Raw genomic sequence first — 20,177 nt, forward strand, 5'->3', positions numbered from 1 at the left:
CAGTAAGCCCGATTGTCCGCCAGCGTCGCAGTTCATCGCGGTATCTGGCAGGTAACCCGCAAGGGAAGCTGTTGGTCAAGCGGGTAAGAGAAGGCGGAGAAAGCGAACGGCGGCCTGTAATGGGTCGCACAGGGGTTCGAGCTTTGCCCCGACCTGAAAAGGTGCAGACTTCCGCTTGGTGCAGTTGTCGCAGACCAGCGTTTTAGATTCAACGAGGGGCAGCTTGTGAGTGACCGGTTGCGCTACGGTTCAGCGTCTCTCGCCTCAGCAATGAGGCGAATCAACGATGTGACGTGTGCGAAGGTCGTATGAAGGCTGGTATGACCGGCGTCGGTGTGACGTTTAATGCTGTGCTCGAGCTGTATGCGGGGAAACTCGCACGTACAGTTCTTCGGGGGCCGCGTTTCTGAGAGGAGACGTGGCTACCCAATTATCCGACCGACCCGACCCAGCAGGTTTCACACGAAACCATCTACACGGCCATCTACGCCCAGCCGCGAGGCGAACTGCGCCGCCAGTTGATTGCCTGCCTGCGCCACGGCCACAGCACCCGCATGTCCCGCGCGCGTGGCACAGACCGACGCGGGCAAATTCCCGACATGGTCAGTATTCACGTGCGGCCGCCCGAAATCGAAGACCGCCTGCTGCCGGGCCACTGGGAAGGCGACTTCATCAAAGGCGCCGGTAATCAATCCTCCGTTGGCGTGCTGGTTGAGCGCACCAGCCGGCTGGTGCTGCTTGCCAAGATGGAGGATGCAACAGCGGCCTCTGCTCTGGCGGGCTTCTCGGCCAAACTCAATTCGATTCCCGAACCCTTGCGCCAGAGCTTCACCTATGACCAGGGCAAGGAACTCGCGCGCCATCAAGAACTCGCCGCCGCCACAGGCGTGAGCGTGTACTTCTGCGACCCGCACAGCCCGTGGCAACGCGGCACTTGCGAAAACACCAACGGATTGTTGCGCCAGTACCTGCCCAAAAGCACCGACCTCTCGGTCTACAGTCAGGATGAACTCGATGCTATCGCCGACAGCTTGAACAGCCGGCCGCGCGCAACTCACGCGTTCCATTCGCCATTCGAGGTCTTCGCTGCGACACTTGCCTCAGCCAGCCAGCCTCAAGGCGCTAAACATTAAACCCCGTGTTGCACTTCAGTTTGAAACCGCCAAGTTAGGAGCCAGCGGGACAGCACGACAACTTCCGATTCGCTCTCGCGACGCAACTGAGAGGGTCGCAGGGGCGGCCAGCTGCTAAAACGGGCTTGCAGCTCATCGTATAAGAACGGCCTGCCCACCCGAAGTGCTCCCCCGGTGCCCCCTTGTCTCGGATGGTCACACCGTGCGCCCGACCTGCCGGGCGCGAGACCGTGAGGCACCGTCTATAACATGCCGGTTACGATCTATGGCATTTAACTTAGAAATCGGAAACACGCGGCTCAACGAACGACCGAGCCATTGAGCATCGATTGCCGTATTCGCAAATAGGGTTGCACCGCACAGTTTGATAACCGACATCGCGAAAATCTTGATCAGTCGAACCGGAAGCGAACGCAGCATCGTTCGTAATCCCGCATGCGTGAGCGATGCAGTCTCGAATTTTGCCTGATTCGAAAGTTTGTCAATCTTCCACCGAGCGAATTCGGGATTGCGGTTCGCCGCTCGTGCTTTGCATTCTTGGCCGGTCGAGCACCACCAAAAGGACACTCTATGCCCCAGACCTCAGTTTCGCGGCCCCATGTCTAGGAGCGTAATAGTCTTTCGGTACGCCGTCCGTTACCTCGATATATTCTCGAGACCTGCGACTTCACGTGGAGCCAAATTGCCATGCGACGTTCCAGATACTTTCGAAAACATGCGTCGCCGCGCTTCGCTAGGCGAGTATGAGTGTGCGCTGTTGCGTGCCGCCAATGGCCGAAGACAAGCACTTCGTCGTTTTCCTTGAGCGATTTGACCCATTCGAGCTGACTAGTCCATACGGCAGCCTGTATGACCTCTCCTACAGTTTGGTCACGGGCATACGGCCTGGCTGTCGATGTCTTGAACTTCAAAACGTACAACAACCGCCCTCGACCTTTAATGGTTTCGATGGCGGAGACGCGGCCCACAAGCGCAATCGGGAAAGGAAGCGTTGCCTGACCAAGCCAACGATAAGCTGCAGTGAATCGCTCTTCCTCGTAATAGAACTCGTGCCAGCTCACGGACATTCCATTGAAGACAAACTCAAGCCGGTCTTTCAAAATGAAATCGTCCCCACACAAGGCGCGCAGCAGAATTATTCGTTTAGCCGTGTTGAGGTATGCTGAGAGCAACCGACGAGGGTCACAGGAGAAGAGCGCCCCGCGAACACTTGATGAATTGACCGCCTGGCCGCCCGTTGACTGCGCTTGGTAGACCTTCAAATCGCGCATATCACCGATTGCAAGCAGACGAAAGCGATATTGTCCCCGCTCTAGCGCCTGCACCAGACCGAGCGATCGGCGGGCAATCACTTCGAGCTGCTCCCGGACGTTGAACTCGCAGCCCTCCTCATGGGCAGACTTTGGGAGCAGGCGGAAATAGCCCCTGACCCCATAGGTGTTGCCTCTATTCTCGCGCGCGTGTGGCGGAACGTAACAAACGCCCGCACCGCAATACTTACACCTCAATGACGAGCCCTCAGCGACCTCGTCGGCGAAGACTTCTCGCCCGTCCATTGTTGCAGCAGACCACATCTTTGCGGCCATAGCCATCGCTCCTCGTGCCGCTCGTGCGGCTCCTCTTTCCCAGAACTTAAAAAGTGCTGGAACCTTCTATTCTTTCCGTTGATGCGTTGGGTCTGCGCAAGAGGCGCAGCGGCTGAGGTCGCGTCATCTCGACTTCCTACATACTTGCTTGTTACTTTGATTCCCGCGACGCCATCGCAACGATCGTTACGTTTCGACGCCCTTTCGGTTGAGCGTTCCGCTTAGAGAATACAGAGTGACGACCGCGTTTCATGCCAACGACTCCGTCAGAAGCGGCCCGATCGGAGTGACCGATCGTGGGCGGCCTCTTTAGACTCATGCGAAACTTTGTTCAAAATCGAGTCAAACTCCGCTGCTGACCAACCGAATATGCCTCTCCGATTGCCACATTAGACAGTGCGACATCTCTTTAACGCGCTTTGCGTTAACGTGGCTCGCAACTAGTGCTCTGGTAATCGGTCGTTGGCCCGAGAGCCGGCGGTAGGCTCTAGCGTCTATGTGCTGCCCGTCGTTTCAGGGCGAAAGAAAGACCTTGAGTCGCCGCGCACCATTTTATGCAAACGACCTGCTGGCGTCGGTCATCGGGGATACTCATCCGCGAGGACTTCCAGGTCGCAAGTCGTCGAAATCGGCAAACTTCGCTCCACGGATGCGCATTTTTCGTGACAGCATGGACGCGCCGCGGCCAGCGCGCTGCAGAGGAACTTGGATTGCGCTTTGATGCCAAGCTAGAAGACCCTTTCGTTAGGCACGGAGGCAAACCGCGCCGTGAGGCGCGGTTTGCCTATCCGAAATTGGGGTTGCGACGACGCCCGCAATGCCTCCGAGGCGGCCAGTTACCCATGCAATAAAGGCACAACGAGGATGGCCATGAGAGCGCCAGCCCTATTCTGATCCATCATCATCAGAGAAGCAGAGGTGCCCGATGACAAACAGCGACACCGAAAACAATAAAAGCGTCGCAGTTTCGAGCAGCGCCCGCGCACCCCAAGTCCTGGTCGACTGGATCACATAACCTGCGCCGATGAGCGAACATGCGCTAAGCATATGCGCGAAGCGGCCATTGAGCCGCCTCTGAGCGCTGTTAGGCGAAGCGATCATCCGTAGTTCAGGTATCCGTCGCTCGCCAACGCTTACTTTGGGGCCAACGACATATGTGCCCGCCGGTTTGCATTCAACTCGATAGGAGACGCCTTCGTACTTCACTCTGATCGAGGTGCGACGGTCGCTCTTCTCGAGACCATCAAGAAGATCGCTTACCCGCGGGGTTATGATAATGCTAGAAGAATCCGCGATCGAAACACGATCGGTCAGCACCAATCCGCCTTCGTAGCGGACTTCCAATACTGCAATTTTCATAAGACCTCTCCATTTGGTGAGAAACGAGCCTTCGGCTGTTCATGAGGAACAATCTCCGGCGACTAAAAAAGACGGGCACAATCTGGGCACCACTTCTATGGCGTCCAAGCCGAGACGGCATGGCGAGCGGTTTTGTTAGGTTCAGGTGTAGATCAACGGAGTAAAGCGACTAACGACGACCGTTGCGAAATGCGTTGTGAAAATGCGAGAGAAATATGTTCAAGCGCGGACGGAAGAGTCGGCTTGTGGAGTCGATGCGTCGAGACGCGGTGTGTTTGACCAATATAGTCCGCCTGCAAGTACGTTCGCCGTGAAATGCTGCGAAAAAACGCGGTCTTTCGCGCGCAGCTCAGCGCCGCTGAGCATTCGCGCCCAGCCGCCGCCGTCAATTGATGCGCTTAGGCGAGCGCGAATCATCGGACTTACGGTGCTCGACAATGCTGGCGAGCCATTCGTGTGGCGTCGGGCGAGCGGCGCCTGAAGCCACCCGATCGTTGATGCTTGCTCGCTCGTCGCGGGATACGCGGGCGTGAGATCAAGTTTCGCTTGCATCGCCTACGCCCCGCCGTGTCCGACTTGCTAGTCGCATCGATCAATTGCACGGGGTCGTGCAACTATCGTGCAAGCATGAGTCGATCTGAGCAGCGATGGCCTCTCGGTCTAAGTATCGTGAGTGGTTCGCGCGGAATCGATGCAACCTCCCGCGCAGGAAGTGATAGAGCTCTGGCAACTGGAGGACGCTGTCAGGCACGGTCGGATGTATGAAGCACCCCGATTGAGCACATATTGCGATGCTTTCGACCGGAGCGCCGTATTGAGAGAGCAGCGCGCGCAGGTAACGCACGACCGGCTTGGCCCTTCGCGTTGGCGACGTTTGAACGGTTGTTATCCCGAGATCGTCAACGATAAGGAGTTCATCCGCGTTGCTGGTCGGCTTGATCGTGCCGCGCCACTCGTAGTAATCGATGACAAAGACGCTAAAACCGGTGATGACTAGACAGTGGACCCACGTCGTTGGGTTAGCCGTTCCAGAAGCATGTGCGAGAAGAACGTCTGGGCATACATGGACTTTGCTGTCGCACACTGCCATCAGAGTTGGAGCGATCCTCTTTGCCAACGACTGAGCGATATGTCGGCGGTTCCCCGCGCGCGCTGATGTTCCGTCATCGGGGGTCGCGTAGGCCAGAAGATCTTCGTCAATGGGTTCGCGGTCATTGAGCAGTTCCTCATGCGCGAGGCTTGATTCGAAATGTTGTTCTTTCATAGAGACTCGCAAGGTTGCATGCGATCGATAGGTCTGCGGGAGGATCCATAGGACATCACTAGCTGAATACATCGTCCTGGATATTCGTGTTGATGCTGGCAATAGGTACGGCAAAAAGAACGGCAATAGGAACGGCGATGGATCGTTGCAAATAGCGATCGTTTGATGGATCGACGCACGCACTCACTTCGGATCTCGTGGCCGGCTACGTTTTCGGCTCAAGCAGATCGCTTCTCGTCGTGCTTGACCCGCTCGATGAGCAGTTCACGTAACGCGGCAAGGCGTCGCTGCTGAAGCGGGATGAGGGAAGTCTCGCGTTCGATGCGATCGAGCCGGTTAAGCCAGTACGACTCGTTCAAGTAAAGCTTCGTGAAGAATTTTTCCTTTTTCTGTGTGCAGTGGCGTATCACCGTTTCAAGATGTCCATGCTCTGAGTCTGCCCATCGCGATGGCAGTTTCGATGAGGGGGACCGTTGGCCCTCTGTAGAGCGACGCTTTAGCCCGCGCATGTGGTAACCCTCCAGACAAGTCGCGGCCACGCGCGTTCGGTCTCGCGCGCGAAATCGCTGTCCCACAGCGCCCGTCCAGGGCGACGTCGAATGCGCCGTTGTTCGATTGGGCTAACTGATCGTTGATCGATCGCCGGCCGGCACAACTGCTTTCTTATAGTCATGGCGATGAAGATTTGCTTGCGACAAGTCCATCATGCCGGTCAGAAATCGAAGTCAAGGCGTGGCGACGACCAATGAAGCCGAGCGCGCCAAGTCGGCGGGAGCGCGGTCGTGCCGATGGATGCGGCGGCAACTGGCCGAGTTGTAGAGATCGAGTCGAGCTTGTGGCCGAGGAGCTGACGTGTCGAAGATCGAACGCGGGGCCCCGGCAGCAGACAGGCGACAGTGTATGGCGGTGTATCTGGTGTATCGGGGGGGCCGAAATCCCTTAATTCGGCGGGTTTAGGGCATACCGCCGGCTCTCGTTAGCCACGTTTATCCGGCGTGAAGATTTCACGCATGGGTTACGACTTGGCGATTCGGGACAGTTAAGGATGCGGCCCGCGTCGACGCGAGTAAGCGCCCGGGCAGGCGCTTTTCCCACGATCATTTGCCAAACAATGGCTGGTCGCGCTGGTCGACCGAGCGCATTGCGCCGCCGAGCGAAACCGGGCAGCGCGGATTTTCAGGCAGGACGTGGATCAAAAATACTGGGCAGACGTGCCATTCCCGGTATATTCGCGCGAAGAAGGCCTTGAAACTCGCGAATGAGTTCAACCTGTTCCTCGTTCTTTATGCGTTTCTGAAGAACCTTTTTTATCGCGAGTTCCATCTCACGACGGTATCGAAGTAGCAGTTCAGCGTCTCTGCACTCGATGACGAGGCGGTTAGGCCCCCTCCCCTTCTTTATACGTACGCGGAAGAAGTTCGACGGGCGAATGTTTTCAGCCCTGAGTTCGGTCAGAATGTTCTCAGCCGTTCGACCTTTAACCTTGTACATCGGCTCGACCCCTCGCGCCCGCACGATCATCTCATCAGCGCCCAACTCGTCACAGAGCGTAAGAAGTCTTCTTCCGATGGCGAAGGTGAGGTCGCTTTCCCAAAAAAGATAACGGACGGCGTCTGGGATTTGACCGATTGCAACGGCCTCACTGATGTGACGTCGCGAAACGTTGAGCACCCGAGCGCATTCGCTATAAGTATTCCATTCACCTTTTGTGACGCCGAGGTGGTAGCGGTCTAGGATGTTTTTAGGTAAATCAAGCGACCTCGCGGCTATTTTACTGTCCTGGCCAGACCGGCGCAGAGCGCGCTTCGATTCAGATATCTTGCCCTTGACGATGCTGAGCACCGTTTTCTTTGTATATTTACCCCCGCAAGCTCCGCTCCGTTGAATGCGTTGAAGCACCGTCGCAAGACCATCACGCATAATCACTTCCCGAATCACCCGGACCGTGTGGCTGGTGACGTCGATTTCGTCTTCGAACAAATCGCGGACTTCCACCGGCAGCGCGCGTAGTTGCAGTGCAAACGATAACTCGGCCTGACTGACGCGAAGCGTTTTCAGTGCACCGGTTTGCGTGGTCCATCGTCCCTCGTCGAGCCCCTGCTGATACCGGTCGGCGACGATCCGGCAACTCCGCCTGCTTATCAGGCGGTATGGTCTTTTTTGCCCCATTATTTCAGTCTCTTGTCGCTCATGATTTCGTGTTTCCATGAAAGTCTCTTCATAACAATACGCGATTTTTTGACAAAATGGCGGCGGAATGGCGATCGAAAAATAGCGTCTTTCAAGAAATGCGCGTAGTCATTTGGGCGAGCGGGAGGCTAATGCCTTTAAAGACGGAGTATCAAGCAAGGACAAAAAAGAAAGTTGCGCGATGAACCCGCCCGCCCGCGATGAGTAGCATTCTTCGAGACCGCTGACCTCCCCGATACACCTGATCGAGAGCTCACCGCTCTTCTCCCCTTCCTAAGGGCGCACGCTGCTGGTGGCTGCGGTCGCTGCGAGTCGCTGCGTCGCTTACAACGCTTCCCGCCTTGTTGTCGCTACATCCCCGTCGCATCTTCTTTCTCGGCTGCTTGAGCTACCCGCAGCGGATAAGCGCTACCCGGGTAGCAGATCTTGAATCTGGATGAAAAAATTCGTATTAGTTTGTTTTCTTTGAGAAAAGCGCCCATTTTTGCGAAATCGATCCCGCACGTCCAGATGCCCAGCTTCCTCAATGTCGACCCCTAGAGGTCATGGTTCGGCTCGATTCCAGGAGATTGGCCCGACAGTCGCTCCTCCGAAAATCGCTGCCTTTTGGGCGCCCGGACGTTCTTTATCAGTTGGCGCCCTCGGTCCGATTTGCGCTTTGACCGCGACCCACTATCGGTCTGCAGGCAGCGCGCAAACGATCGCCGAGCTCATGAACGTTGAATTGGCCACACCTGACATGAGCGCGCTCGCGCCTCACGCGAAGGAAGTGTTGCAATTCACTTATTTTAAGTAGGGAAGTGGGAATCCCTTCCCCGAGTTCGGTCGCTTCGTTGTCGACAACGACGATGATTTCAATCGGGCACTGTAAAGGCGCAAGCAAGAATTCTAAGAAGTACATCGCGGGAACAATAGTGTGAAGGGGGCTGGAAGCGATCTTGAGCGTTCCCGACTCGTTAACCACCCGCAGTTTGTTTGCGTCTGCGCCGGGGTCAAGACGGCCGCCTTGAGTTACGCCATAAATGATAAACACGCCGAATTGGGTCACGGCTACACAGTCAGCGCGGATCACAGGGCCGGATACCCCTTTCGATGTGAAGACGGTGAATTCCTCATGCAAGCAGTAGTGGTCTCCTAGTAGCGGAGCGAAAACAGCATGCAGCTTTTGTTCGAAAGCGAGATATTTCTGCCGCCGCTGAGCCACCAGAGGTTCTTTCGCGAATCGATTGGGGTAACCCAGAGTGGCCTGACTCGGAACGAACGGAATCGCGTCGTTGTGGCCGGATGTGCGACTTTGTTTTGTCAACTTTAGATTCTCCCATCGTTGAGAATGCTTTCGAACTTGCGTTTGCGCACAGCGCCGCGTAATGGTGAAGATCGTAGAGTTCTTCCTGAGCATCAACGACGCCCAAAGATGAGGATTTTGCTGGTCCTTTCATTTGATGGGTCGTTCAAGCGGTGGCCATCTGGAGGGGCATCAGATGGAGCCAAGCTCAGGACAATTGAGCAGGGGCACTCCGAGCTTGGTCGACCTTGCGCTATTAAGATGAAGGACCAGTGGTATCCTTCGAGCAGACACGGGATGGCCGCAAAGTATCCATCGGTGCGAGGCTAAGCCCGCCGTCGTTGGCAATGCACGTGCTGTCGACGGCCGCGCTGTCCGAGACCGTGTGCAGTCTTTTCGTCTTTTCGCTGACCGTCTGCATCTTGTTTTCGGTATTGGTTGCAATCGATAACGCCTTGTTTAGTAAGCGAAAGCATAAGTTTTTTGCGATTTCGGCTCGGACCGCCCGCTCACTCATATTCCGCAAACGGCTCGGGTCCTCGAAATTGCCGGGAGCCATTTGAACGCCTGCAGTCCCGGTACGCCACGCGCCGTACATTTGATTGCCCTGCTGGATTGAGTTCGAGCCACGCTGTCGACTTTCGCCAGGCAGATCGTCAATCACCGATTTCTTCCGTGCTTCATGCGTCGTAAGTGCATCCCCCTTTTGTTAGCGCTATTGCCAGTGGGATGCCTCATCGCATCCTTGAATAAACACGTGAAGATGGTGACGCCGACGCCGGCAGCAAACGCCTGTGGAAGTGGTTACTTCGGCAACTCGCTGAGACGCGGAAATCGCGCGGGTTCCAACTGATCATGTGGCGGCGTGCTCAAACTCCGATCGAGAAGACATGACCCTCGTGAATCCAAGACGCGGCGCCCGGGCGGTGAGCCTTCGCCAAAATCTAATACAGGGTGCGCCTGCAGAGGCGGACTGACCGACACGGAAAGGAGCATGTAAGCCGGCACGTGAAAAGATCGCAAAAAACGCGGTATTTCTTAGCCGGGCAAGCTATCCAGATAGCGCTCCTCGTGCTTTTGCCGCGCTGACTGCGACACCGCCTCAATTCACCACACAGTTTCAACCACCCACCGGTTCCTCAGCGGTACAGCGGGTCGGCGGCAAGCCAGGTAAGGATCGTGCAGCCGACCGCCAGCGACGTGGTTGGTTGAATCCCCCGTGTGCCGACCATGCGACAACGTGTGCGGCGATCGCATACGTCGCAGGGATTCGCTCACTTCATAGCTGCATAGATGGACGTCAGTCCCACCCGTCGTCGAGCAGCATCTGTCCTGTCGCTGTCTGGCCAATCGGCCGAAACACTGCGCTCGCGTCGAGAGGACATGGCGCTCCGCCAGTGGGAGTTGCATCTATGGGAATTGGATCCAAGGGAGCGGACTCCAGAGGGGTCGCATCTGGAGGAGCCACCTTTGCAAACGCTGCGTCTGTAGGCGCTTGGCACTTTGCAAGGATACGGTACAGTGCCTGCCTAGAAATCTTTAGGCTCTTGGCCGCCTCGGACTTGACACCCCTTGCAGCAACAACCGCCGCAAGGACCTTCTCGGGCGAGACGACAGGTCTGGATAGACGTTCGACGGTGGCAAACGTCGAAATGTAGGCCGTAGCCTTCGCCGCGATGCTATGCCCGGCCGCCTCGACAAGTCGCTGCATGGCCGCTTGATGAAGCTCAGGATCGGGGCGGTGATCGGCCCGTTTGATCGGTGCGGGAACGCCGGTCAGCGCCTCATACATTCTTTGGAGGTAAGCATGGCGCAGGCCGTGCACCGTAACGCCTTTCGCACTGCGCGTGATCCCCTGTTTCTGCAAGACATGATAGAAGTGGCGATACCACTTCTTGAGCGACCATGGATCAGGAATCATCGACCCCGTGCGCGGATTGGAGAGCCTCGCCGCGCGAATGAGCACGTCGTACTGCCATTCGGCATCGATCGGGATAAGCCGTGGCCTTCCTCCCTTGGTGCCGTCGATCACATGGAGATGGCCCGACACACGTAGACATTGCAAAGGGCGAAGGAGCATGCTCTCTTGTGCGCGCAGGCCGAAAGTGGCCTGAAGCTCAACCTGCATCGCGACCCATCGGTCGCAGTCGCAAAGGCGTGCGATCACGTCGTTGACATCGACCTTGGCCGCCTCCCACGACTTGTCTTCTTGCGCGACGTAGTAGCGACGATATCCATCGGGACGTTTGACGTAGTCATCCACCGTACCTACGAGTTGATGCTTCTTCATCCAGACGGCGAGCGTTCGCCAGTAGGTCAGCTTGTTCTCGACCGTACCTGGCGCCTGCCCCTTTTCCCTGACCCACAGGTCAACCAAATAGCCGATGTGCTTTTCTGACAGGTTCCATGGCGACTGGAGCGCGAAGCCACCCTTTCGTAGTTCGCGGAATCCCGCGATGAGACTTTGAACGCGGTACTTTTGGGTTTTGATGGAGATCGCGTTTGATGTTATGCGAGTCTTGCTATGGGCTTTCGGTAGATGCTGGTGGAACAGCTCAGTGAGTTCCTTCGTGAGCCGCTGCGGCAGCCCGGCGTTGTCCAACAGGGCCGAGAAATTAAGTTGGATTTTCACAGCTGTTATCTGAAAAGCGACACCCTCCCCTATCAAAAGGACGTCGCGGATGGATGGGATACTGCACGCTTTGCTTTCCAGGATCTTAGAGATCAGATTTTCGATTCACCCGGCGCAGGGAAGCACTGCCGCCTGATGATCCCTGCTCCGTACCTCTTCGGAGCAAGGCTACTTGACCGCAGGCACAAGCCTGTCGAGCCAAGCAATTCTTGTTGCGCTTCTTTGTTTTCGGCTGCGCAGGCCGACAGAAAGAGATGAAGAAATCCGCACCGAGGGTGCAAGTGACTTCCCGTCTCAAGAGCTTGCTCATCACGGTCGCCTCGAATCGGGACCGCGTGCGTCAGGCTTGGCTGTTTGCCGGAGACGAAAGGAAAGTTGACGTTCGCACTGTCCGTGCGAGGTTGTTCTCAGTCGATGAGGTTTTGCGTATTGCTGGAAAAGCTAGCGTTCATGCGGTTCTTGTTGAACTCAGTTTCCGACATGACACGGCTAGCTTTGATGGGCAGCGACGCTGCCATTCAGGAATGATTGCACCCATCGAGCGCGAGGCTTGATACAAATGGAGTGCGCTGCACTCGGGTCGATGCGTCGATGACGCGGATAGGTGAATAGATGTTAAACCTTTCGATGCACCGCGGTCGGCGGAAAGCTCGCGATTTTGTAGTGCCTTTCCGCTGTCACATTTAAAATTAGCGCCATCAATGTCGCTCCGTGGGGATAACGTGCTGACAGGTATCCGGGAGTGGGCCATGCATCACCGTCACGTCGTGGCGAAAGCGAGCTTCTCATCGATAGACTCGCACATCGGGCAACTGCTCTGGAAATGGGCAGGGCGTCGGCATCCCATGAACAGGGCACGGTAGGTGAAGAACCGGTACTTCCGGGCCGAGGGGCTCCCGTCCTGGGAATTTGCTACGAAGGACATCGCTGATGACAACTCTTGCGGGTGTCGGCTCTTCCGCGCAATGACGATCCTGATTACGCAACACGTCAAGGTCCGGGGACTGGCGAATTCATTTGACCCCCGAGTGGACCACGTATTTTGCTCGCCGTCGAACTGCGAAACGTTCCGTCGAGTTTTTCGGTGCCACACCATGGTGCGGAAGAATGGCTTGAGCCGGATGCGGGGTGACTTGCGCGTCCGGTTCTCAGGGGCGGTGGCGCAGGAATGCGCTGCTGCTACCCGACCAGCATCCCTGGATGCCGACACAGGTGAGACAACAAGCAACCGAAGCACACTTCATTCCTTGAGCATTTTGCGAATCGCGAAGCATTGCGCGAGATCTGGAATGACCTTGATCGACTCGACAAACAGATCGCTGATATTGAGCGACGTTTGCACACGTGGATGAAAGAGGACAAGGCATGCAAGGCAATCGCCGCGATCCCGGCGTTGGCCTGCTGACGGCAACCGCCACTGTTGCCACGGTGGGTGATGCGAAGGGGTCAGGACCGGACGGGAGTTTGCCGCGTGGCTCGGTCTCGTACAAAGCAGATCGCGTGGCTCTCGACGAAAGGCGGCGAAAACTAAATCTGATAAAATCGTAGCTCCTGTAGTGGCGAGCTGGTCCATTCAGCGAGCTTCGCAGGTGGGCCCCGACATCAAACGATGTTGGGGTTCTTTCGATGTGGGCACGCTCACGGTCCTGACTCGGGATCTGGCCGTCGCGAAAAAATGCCCCGTTCAACGAGATTCGGTCAGCGACGCGCTGACCTGAAGCCGCAGCTGGTCAAGCATAAGCTCAAATATGGGCAGCGGACCCGGGAAGTAGTCTATCGTGCGCGAAGCGCCATGCCGAGCCGTTGTTCAAGCTCTTCAGTCCCAGGCACCGGACCGCAAGCGCGGTCCCGGCAAATCTGCGAAAGGAGGTGAGTCGTGAAAGCCCCGCCGTTGCCCTCAGGCCGAACGCGCGGCTTGAGCTTCGTGGTGTCCGACGATTGGACGCCCGAACAGGCGCTCGCCGTGTTCGAAATACTCGATGATTTGCGCGAACTCATTTGCGCGCGCTATCTGCCCGAAATACAGCACGTTCTGCGCGAGGATCGCCGGCAACGCGAACTGCTGTTCGACGAACGTCACCCGCCGTTCTGATCGACGACGCACACAACAAAGGGGCCCGCGCGGCCCCTTTGTTGTTGACTGTCTCGCTCGACCTTGCGCCGTCGTTTAACGTCGCATTTACACCGGCGCTAACACCATCCACTACTTTGCCGATTTACGTTCAGCGGACGGCGACACGTGTCGCACACGGCTGTAGTACTAAGTATGGCCAACGCGCTGACAGCACGAGAGATGTATAGGCTCACCCAATGAGGTTTCCACCACGTCTCATCGGCTGTGGCGGCGTCACCCCGCAGGTGACGACAACTGCACCGAACAAACGTTGCATAGCTGCGAGCGACTGCGCTCGGTTGCATCCATGATGCCTACCCAGTCTCACGGCAACGCTAAATGAGCAACTTCTTCACGAACATGATCGAACTCGGCGGTTCAGGATTGCGAGAGCGTCATCGCGGGCGGCAGGCACCCGGAAGTGCATAGAGCCGGAAGCCATTGGGAAGCGATACATCGAGCGGCTCGTATCTGGCCTCGATGTCCTTCATTAGGATGCCGTAGGTATTCTTCAGCTTCAGACGTTCGAGGCCATCGATGGTCGCATCCGGTGCAAGAAGAATGAGTCGTGTGTTCGCAATTGCCGCCACGTGCTGTGTCTGAAACTCGATAGGCCGAGGATAGAGATAGTACATCTCCCAGAACGGCGCCTTCGTATGCAGATAGGCGTAAACACCGGGAAAGTGAGGAGCAGCGAGAAAGCCCGAGCCGTGCACGCCGCATCGCTCAGCCGCCTGTCTGACGGTCCGCAGCGTCTGCGCCTGATAGGCAAAGACTTCAAACGTTTCCCCATCGATGCGCACATCTTCCACGCTTTGTGGATCGGCATGCCGGGCCCGTGTGAACACGACCGCCGGTTCATAGGGCAACCAGCACGCCGCCATCATGGCCGCGAACCCGATCGACAGTGCAGTAGCCGGCACGCGCCGCTTCCATGAGTCAAGGAGCACGACCGCGCCCGAGACCACCGCGACGAAGGCTGGCAGAAAACCATTCGCGATGTGACCGAAATCGGCGCGATCGAACGATTGGTATAGGAAGGCAACCCCTGCAATGCATGCACTGACCGTCATCACCATGGGCATCGACCATGAAGCGGTGCGGTGCTTGATAACCGCCGCGCCAACCAGAGCGCCGACGTAGAAAATCGGCACGAACAGGCACGCGATTCCGATGGCTACCTGCTGCGTTGCATCGATTAGGCCGAGTCCACCGATATCGACGCGCCAGACGAATGGAATGGGCAACGGCAACTGCCAGTGAGGAAGAAAGAGCACCGACTGCAAGAACGCAGTCCAGAGCCCTGGCGCGAATACGAGCAGCGCCAGCATCGGCGAGTAACCGAGCACGACGCCGAGAGCGTAGATGACCGTTGGCTTTGCATGGGGCCCGGGACTTTGAGTCAGCACGAGCAGAAGTCCACTCAGCACGGCGCCACCGACGAAATAGACACCAGAGTTGCGACCAACGAACGCGGCCAGGCCGGACAGAATTCCGAAGATCAACCAGCGCTTCAAGTCTGCGGGCTTGGCCAAAGCAAAGAAAACAATCGCGGTCAAAATAAGCGAAAGTGATTGTTCATAGACTTTGTGGCGCGGGTAGCCCAGCGCAATGGCAAGCATCACTGCGGCGGTAAGACGCCAGCCGAAGCGCATTCCGCTCGCGCACATACCGAACCACACCGCGGCCAGTCCCACCGCGCCGAACGCCGCGTTGGCGATGAGCAATTCGTAGAGGCCATTGTTCCCAAGCAGATGGAAGAAGATGCTGACCCAGTAATAGCGACCCGGGTCATACCCGTAGTAGTCGCGAATGGGGATTCCACCTAGTGACGTTCGTTGGGAATCGTACCAAAGCAGGCCCTCGTCCGCCCATGCGAAACCGTAACGATGCTGCAGTGCGAAAACGATTCCACAAAGCAAGAAGGCGCCGCCGACGGACTCCGCCAGCGCTGACAAATTCCGCCTAGACGGGCGAACGCCGAAGGGTGAGATCAACATGAGCAGACTGGTCTGATGGCTGGCGAAAACCGCGATATTCTACATTCCTCCGTATCGTATCGGGGCTCGCGGCCAGTACGCCCGTCGCCACGCCGATGTTCCGAGACAGTCGATGATATTATATCCATTTTACGAGCTACGGATGTTTGGGCGACCCGTTGTCCGAAGCACGCATGGCCTGGTCGGCGTTTAATTGCCGGCAGCCTCAGTCTCACAATTGAGCGGAACGTTGCTTAACATGGACAAAGCAGAATTCGATAGCTTTGCAGACGAGTATCAGTCTCTGCATGCGCAAAACATTTCCGCCTCAGGCGAAGGACCAGCCTTCTTCGCCGAATACAAGCTTAAAGACATTGCCGAGGAAATGAGACAGCGCGGCAAGAACGTCTCGCGGTTGCTGGACTTTGGCGCGGGTGTTGGTAACTCCGTGCCGTGGGCCCGGAAATACCTGCCTGAGGCTGCGCTAACCTGCGCAGACGTCTCGGATCGGTCGTTAGAGATCGCTGCCAGCCGCTTCGGCGGACAGGCGCAATTCGTCCACATCGAGGGTTTCGAACTGCCCTTCGATTCAGCGCAATTCGATCTTGCCTACGCGATGTGCGTGTTTCACCACATCGATCATGCCGAGCATATCGCTGTACTCAGCGATCTTCGTCGCGTCGTGGCGCCTGACGGCATGCTCGTGATCTTTGAGCACAACCCGTATAACCCGCTTACCGTCAAGGCAGTCAACACCTGCGAATTCGACGTGAATGCGAAGCTTATCACCGCGAGTCAGATGAAACGTTCGTGTCTGGCGGCTGGATTCTCCCGCGTCGACATTAAGTACCGGATTTTCTTTCCGCACGCGCTGTCATGGTTCCGCAAATTCGAGCAGTACATGACGGGCATCCCGCTCGGGGCGCAATATGCGGTGTACGCAGCGCGGAGCTGAACTTCGATGCCGGTCAGACACCAGTCGCGATAACGACAGCCGTTTGTCCGCCGACGCTACCGCAATCTCCGGGCAAGCCCCGCCTTGAAAACATCGCGCGCATATGTCGCGATATCATGCGCATGATGCTCGCCGCGATGCGCTGCGGGCACAAAATCGACTGTCAAAATGCCAAAGAATCTCTTCGATTTACTTGCGGCCCGACGTGAAATCGTGCTGCACAATCTTCAACTCTTTGCAAGCGCGATTTCATGAGCAAGCTTGAGGCACTTAGGGAGCCCGTCACCTACGTGCTGGTCGGACTGTTGAATACAGGAATCGCGACGGGCTTGATCTTTCTAGCGCTTGCTTGCGGTCTTAGCCCGGTGGGAGCGAATGGGCTCGGCTATGCGGCGGGCCTGCTCATTAGCTTTCTGCTCAATAGCCGGTTTACTTTCAGAGTGCAGATGTGCCGACTCAATATGGCCCGGTTCTTCATTGTTGCCGGCGTCGCCTATTTGGCTAACCTGCTGGTTCTTCTCGTAACGACCTTATTCATTTGTTCGGGCTATCTCGCTCAGTTGCCGGGAATCGTCATCTATACCGTTATCGGTTACTTTGCAAACAAGTTCTGGGCTTTGAGGGGATGACCTTTATGTTGCCTGCGTTGACTCTCGTCGTTCCTTGCTACAATGAAGAGGAATCCCTGCCTATCACCGCAGCCACCCTCGCAGCGAAACTAGAAGAGCTCGCCGCGAAAGAGCGGATCGATGCTTCAAGCCGCGTCCTGTTCGTAGACGACGGCAGCGCTGACGGGACGTGGTCGATCATCAATTCGCTGAGCAAAAGCAGCCGCGGCTTCACGGGCATTAAACTGTCGCGCAACGTCGGGCATCAGAATGCGCTGATTGCAGGCCTCGAGCATGTCACTTCGGAAATCTGCATCAGTATCGACGCCGACCTGCAGGACGACGTAAATGCTATTGACGCAATGGTCGAACACTATCACGACGGTTTCCAGGTGGTTTATGGCGTGCGCCGGGATCGCTCATCGGATTCACTCTTCAAACGCAAGACGGCAAAAGCCTTCTACTCACTGATGTCGAAGCTGGGCGTCGAATCGGTCGACAACCACGCAGACTTTCGGCTGCTAAGCGCCAAGGCGCTCAAGGCTTTGCTGTCTTTGCGCGAGACCAACGTCTATCTCCGCGGCATGGTGCCTCTGGTCGGCTTCCCTGCATCGTCGGTCTACTACGACCGTTCTGCGCGATTCGCAGGCGAGTCCAAGTACCCCTTCCGCAAGATGCTCGCGCTCGCCATTCATGGTGTAACTTCGCTTTCTGTCGCGCCGCTTCGTCTGATCGCGATCCTAGGCCTCACGATCTCGTTCTTTGCAGGCGTGCTTTCCATTTGGGTCATTGCGAGCAAGCTGTTCGGGCATCCAACTCAAGGTTGGGCTTCAACGACGCTCGTAACGTTCTTCATGGGCGGCGTGCAAATGCTCGCACTGGGCGTTGTCGGTGAATACATCGGCTGCATCTATCTCGAAGTGAAGCGCCGACCCAAGTACTTCGTTGAAAGAACCACAAAAGATGAAAATTGCCAGGGCTAGCATCTCGGCCCTTTTGGCCGTTCTCGCAGGCTCCGTCCTGCTCTATCCGTACTTCCGGGCATCTCTTCAACTGCAGGGCGTCGGGCACGCCTACTTCGTAGCTGCCGCCGCAGCGGCGACGGTCGCCGTTGCGGCCGCGATGACTGTCGTATTAGCTCCTTCGCTTTTCACCAAGTGTACTTTCTGGGTCGTCGCAATTCTATTGGGCGGCTTCGCGCTCGTCAGACATGGGCCGCATCCGGGCGGCGCGGGAGCATCGGCCGCCGTTGCACTGCTTAAGGTGTTCGTCGTGGCGCTCTTTACGTCGGCGCTTTGGGTCAGGCTGCGCGCGGCGCTCGCCCCTCTGCGCAGGGGCGAGTTGCTGCACGAAGCGACGTTCTGGAATGGCGTCGCGGTGTGGGCGCTTGTCGTCGCGAACGCTTTGCTGTGGTTCTCCATGACGCAGTTCATATGGTTCTGGGACTACGTGGGATACGCCGATCTCGCCGCGAGTCTCGCCGATGCCCTGCATGGCCATGGATGGCTCAGTGGCGCGCATGCCGTCGCCGCGTCACTCAACGACGAATACAACCTCGTTCCGGCCATACCCCTCGCGATGGTCGAATCGCTGTTTGGTTCGACCGACCGTGTCGTGCTGATCTTGGCGATCGCCATGATCTACACCGGTCCTACCGTGCTGGCGATGGCCTGGCTACTCTACCGATCCTGTGGCGGTGGGCTGAACGGACGCATGGCACTGTGCCTGACGGTGATCGCAATGTCGCTGTTCCCCGTGAACTTCTTTTCGAGCTTATACGGAATGCCGGACATTGGTGGTGTCGCGCTCATCGCGGCCGTGACCGCGATGCTCTACTCCGTAGGGCCGGGCGACAACGAACCGCATCATCGCACCGCGACGCTCGTGTTGTGCGCGGGACTACTCTTCCTGCTCTGCGTGTTCCGCCGCTGGTATCTGTTCATCGTTCCTCCGCTTATGATCGTTATTGGAATCCGCGAGCTGCTGAGGATCGACGCTGGTCGTGGCTGGCGCGTACGGTTGATGAACGCGCTCAGAAGCATGAGCGTCTTCATATCGTTCCTCGCGCTGTGCGGCTTCGCCTACTATTGGGAGCGCGTGGTGATAATGGCCAGGGCCAGATACACCGATGCCTATAGCGCCTACTGGACCACAATGGCGGGTGAAATAAGCAAGGCTGCGAAGTACCTGGGATATGGCCCTGTCGCCCTCTGCGTGATGGTGATCGTCGCAATGGCGTTCCACACAAGAACGCGCGCCACGGCGATTGCAGTGGCGTTCATGATTGTCGCAACCCTGCTTCTATTCACGCGCGTACAAGGCTTAGGATTGCAGCATTATTTGCTCGTGCTGCCTGCGTTTTCCTTCGCTGTCGCAACGGCCGTAGCACACCTCTACATGGCGCGCCCGAGGCTCGGCATGGTGGCCATGGGCGTGCTCCTGCTCTGCTCGGTGGCGGCGGTCTCCAGCGTGTTTCATCCAGCGAGCGACGGACGCCTGTCGACCTCTGCCGTCCTGCCAACTATCGACATGCGCCCGCCCCGGCGCGCCGACATGCCGGAGCTCCAACGGCTCGTGCATGATGTCGAGGCCCACGCGGAAAATGGGCATTTCGTCTGCATCGCGGCGAGCGGCGTTCTGCTGAATCAATCCATCGTCGTCGCGCTCGCGAAGATGGGCGACCAGTCGAGATTCTCTCAGTTATGGACGCATTTCACATGGCTTGGCGATGTTGACCGGCGCGATGGGCCCGCGCTCTCGTTCCCGAACTGTGAGTATGTCGTGGTGACCGATCCTCCCAGCACACACCTCAGTGTGATGGAACAGCAGGTCGTTGCATACCTGTCAACATCGCTACTGTCCGGCTCGGGCCTCGGCGCGAGCTACGAACCGACGGGGCAAAAATATCGTCTTGCACAAGGTTATTGCGCATTCATCTATCGCAAGATCAAAGCTATTCCGCCGGATGAGTGGCAGCGCTATCTGACGGCGGTAACGCAGAAATAACCGTCACGAGGGCCGCGTCCTCAACGATTATCGCCGTGAGGCGTCGACGCTGGACGTCGTGGTGCCT

Annotated in this window: 15 protein-coding genes and 2 pseudogenes; 8 read left to right on the forward strand and 9 right to left on the reverse strand. The window is 57.2% G+C overall.

The features are described from left to right. Positions 1–428: 428 nt before the first annotated feature. A pseudogene (locus AWB65_RS26240) lies at positions 429–1,133 on the forward strand (IS30 family transposase); the annotation flags it as partial. A gap of 602 nt (positions 1,134–1,735) precedes the next feature. Here AWB65_RS26240 and AWB65_RS26245 read toward each other — a convergent pair. From AWB65_RS26245 to AWB65_RS26285, 8 genes are all read right to left on the reverse strand, one after another. Beyond that, positions 1,736–2,719, reverse strand: coding sequence for a hypothetical protein (locus AWB65_RS26245; protein ID WP_125474201.1), 984 nt, complete (start codon positions 2,717–2,719; stop codon positions 1,736–1,738). Positions 2,720–3,604: 885 nt separating this feature from the next. After that, positions 3,605–4,078, reverse strand: a complete 474-nt coding sequence (locus tag AWB65_RS26250; protein WP_087669944.1) for a hypothetical protein — start codon at positions 4,076–4,078, stop codon at positions 3,605–3,607. 592 nt (positions 4,079–4,670) lie between these two features. Further along, positions 4,671–5,342, reverse strand: coding sequence for a hypothetical protein (locus AWB65_RS26260; protein WP_087669946.1), 672 nt, complete (start codon positions 5,340–5,342; stop codon positions 4,671–4,673). 218 nt (positions 5,343–5,560) lie between these two features. Continuing rightward, positions 5,561–5,701: a hypothetical protein gene (locus tag AWB65_RS36425; protein ID WP_159907777.1), complete on the reverse strand. Its 141-nt coding sequence runs from the start codon at positions 5,699–5,701 to the stop codon at positions 5,561–5,563. Positions 5,702–6,518: 817 nt separating this feature from the next. Continuing rightward, on the reverse strand, positions 6,519–7,550 hold the full coding sequence (locus tag AWB65_RS26270) for a hypothetical protein (protein ID WP_125474202.1): 1,032 nt from the start codon (positions 7,548–7,550) through the stop codon (positions 6,519–6,521). Between the two features lie 610 nt (positions 7,551–8,160). Then, positions 8,161–8,838: a hypothetical protein gene (locus AWB65_RS26275; RefSeq protein WP_125474203.1), complete on the reverse strand. Its 678-nt coding sequence runs from the start codon at positions 8,836–8,838 to the stop codon at positions 8,161–8,163. 235 nt (positions 8,839–9,073) lie between these two features. Further along, positions 9,074–9,481, reverse strand: a complete 408-nt coding sequence (locus AWB65_RS26280; RefSeq protein WP_125474204.1) for a hypothetical protein — start codon at positions 9,479–9,481, stop codon at positions 9,074–9,076. A gap of 636 nt (positions 9,482–10,117) precedes the next feature. After that, entirely contained in the window at positions 10,118–11,449 is a 1,332-nt protein-coding gene (locus AWB65_RS26285; protein ID WP_087669984.1) for an integrase domain-containing protein, read from the reverse strand. Between the two features lie 749 nt (positions 11,450–12,198). Here AWB65_RS26285 and AWB65_RS37075 point away from each other — a divergent pair. The 3 genes and pseudogenes from AWB65_RS37075 to AWB65_RS26300 all read left to right on the forward strand — a co-directional run bounded on the left by AWB65_RS37075 (position 12,199) and on the right by AWB65_RS26300 (position 13,541). Then, positions 12,199–12,312, forward strand: a complete 114-nt coding sequence (locus AWB65_RS37075; RefSeq protein WP_235007771.1) for a group II intron maturase-specific domain-containing protein — start codon at positions 12,199–12,201, stop codon at positions 12,310–12,312. Positions 12,313–12,716: 404 nt separating this feature from the next. Then, a pseudogene (locus tag AWB65_RS37080) lies at positions 12,717–12,948 on the forward strand (transposase); the annotation flags it as partial. 377 nt (positions 12,949–13,325) lie between these two features. Continuing rightward, positions 13,326–13,541, forward strand: a complete 216-nt coding sequence (locus tag AWB65_RS26300) for a hypothetical protein (protein WP_087669951.1) — start codon at positions 13,326–13,328, stop codon at positions 13,539–13,541. A gap of 416 nt (positions 13,542–13,957) precedes the next feature. Here the strand turns inward: AWB65_RS26300 and AWB65_RS26305 are convergent, their stop codons facing one another. Further along, positions 13,958–15,562, reverse strand: a complete 1,605-nt coding sequence (locus AWB65_RS26305; RefSeq protein WP_125474205.1) for a hypothetical protein — start codon at positions 15,560–15,562, stop codon at positions 13,958–13,960. Between the two features lie 238 nt (positions 15,563–15,800). On the opposite strand from AWB65_RS26305, the gene AWB65_RS26310 reads away from it, so the two are divergent. From AWB65_RS26310 to AWB65_RS26325, 4 genes are all read left to right on the forward strand, one after another. Further along, positions 15,801–16,496, forward strand: coding sequence for a class I SAM-dependent methyltransferase (locus AWB65_RS26310; protein ID WP_087669953.1), 696 nt, complete (start codon positions 15,801–15,803; stop codon positions 16,494–16,496). A 251-nt stretch (positions 16,497–16,747) separates the two neighbouring features. Continuing rightward, positions 16,748–17,125, forward strand: coding sequence for a GtrA family protein (locus AWB65_RS26315; protein ID WP_087669954.1), 378 nt, complete (start codon positions 16,748–16,750; stop codon positions 17,123–17,125). 5 nt (positions 17,126–17,130) lie between these two features. Further along, positions 17,131–18,087, forward strand: a complete 957-nt coding sequence (locus AWB65_RS26320) for a glycosyltransferase family 2 protein (RefSeq protein ID WP_235007772.1) — start codon at positions 17,131–17,133, stop codon at positions 18,085–18,087. Beyond that, positions 18,050–20,110 (forward strand): hypothetical protein, encoded by a 2,061-nt coding sequence (locus tag AWB65_RS26325; protein ID WP_125474206.1) that lies wholly within the window; start codon positions 18,050–18,052, stop codon positions 20,108–20,110. Before AWB65_RS26320 ends, AWB65_RS26325 begins: the two co-directional genes overlap by 38 nt. The last annotated feature ends 67 nt before the right edge of the window (positions 20,111–20,177 follow it).

This window comes from Caballeronia humi (assembly GCF_001544475.1).
In the GTDB taxonomy this organism is placed as follows: domain Bacteria; phylum Pseudomonadota; class Gammaproteobacteria; order Burkholderiales; family Burkholderiaceae; genus Caballeronia; species Caballeronia humi.

Excerpts from the sequence above, each read along its gene's own strand:
- AWB65_RS26260 (WP_087669946.1), bottom strand. The coding sequence starts at position 5,342 with ATGAAAGAACAACATTTCGAATCAAGCCTCGCGCATGAGGAACTGCTC.
- AWB65_RS26315 (WP_087669954.1), top strand. The coding sequence starts at position 16,748 with ATGAGCAAGCTTGAGGCACTTAGGGAGCCCGTCACCTACGTGCTGGTC.
- AWB65_RS26250 (WP_087669944.1), bottom strand. The coding sequence starts at position 4,078 with ATGAAAATTGCAGTATTGGAAGTCCGCTACGAAGGCGGATTGGTGCTG.
- AWB65_RS26310 (WP_087669953.1), top strand. The coding sequence starts at position 15,801 with ATGGACAAAGCAGAATTCGATAGCTTTGCAGACGAGTATCAGTCTCTG.
- AWB65_RS26245 (WP_125474201.1), bottom strand. The coding sequence starts at position 2,719 with ATGGCCGCAAAGATGTGGTCTGCTGCAACAATGGACGGGCGAGAAGTC.
- AWB65_RS26305 (WP_125474205.1), bottom strand. The coding sequence starts at position 15,562 with ATGTTGATCTCACCCTTCGGCGTTCGCCCGTCTAGGCGGAATTTGTCA.
- AWB65_RS26320 (WP_235007772.1), top strand. The coding sequence starts at position 17,131 with ATGTTGCCTGCGTTGACTCTCGTCGTTCCTTGCTACAATGAAGAGGAA.
- AWB65_RS37075 (WP_235007771.1), top strand. The coding sequence starts at position 12,199 with ATGCATCACCGTCACGTCGTGGCGAAAGCGAGCTTCTCATCGATAGAC.
- AWB65_RS26270 (WP_125474202.1), bottom strand. The coding sequence starts at position 7,550 with ATGGAAACACGAAATCATGAGCGACAAGAGACTGAAATAATGGGGCAA.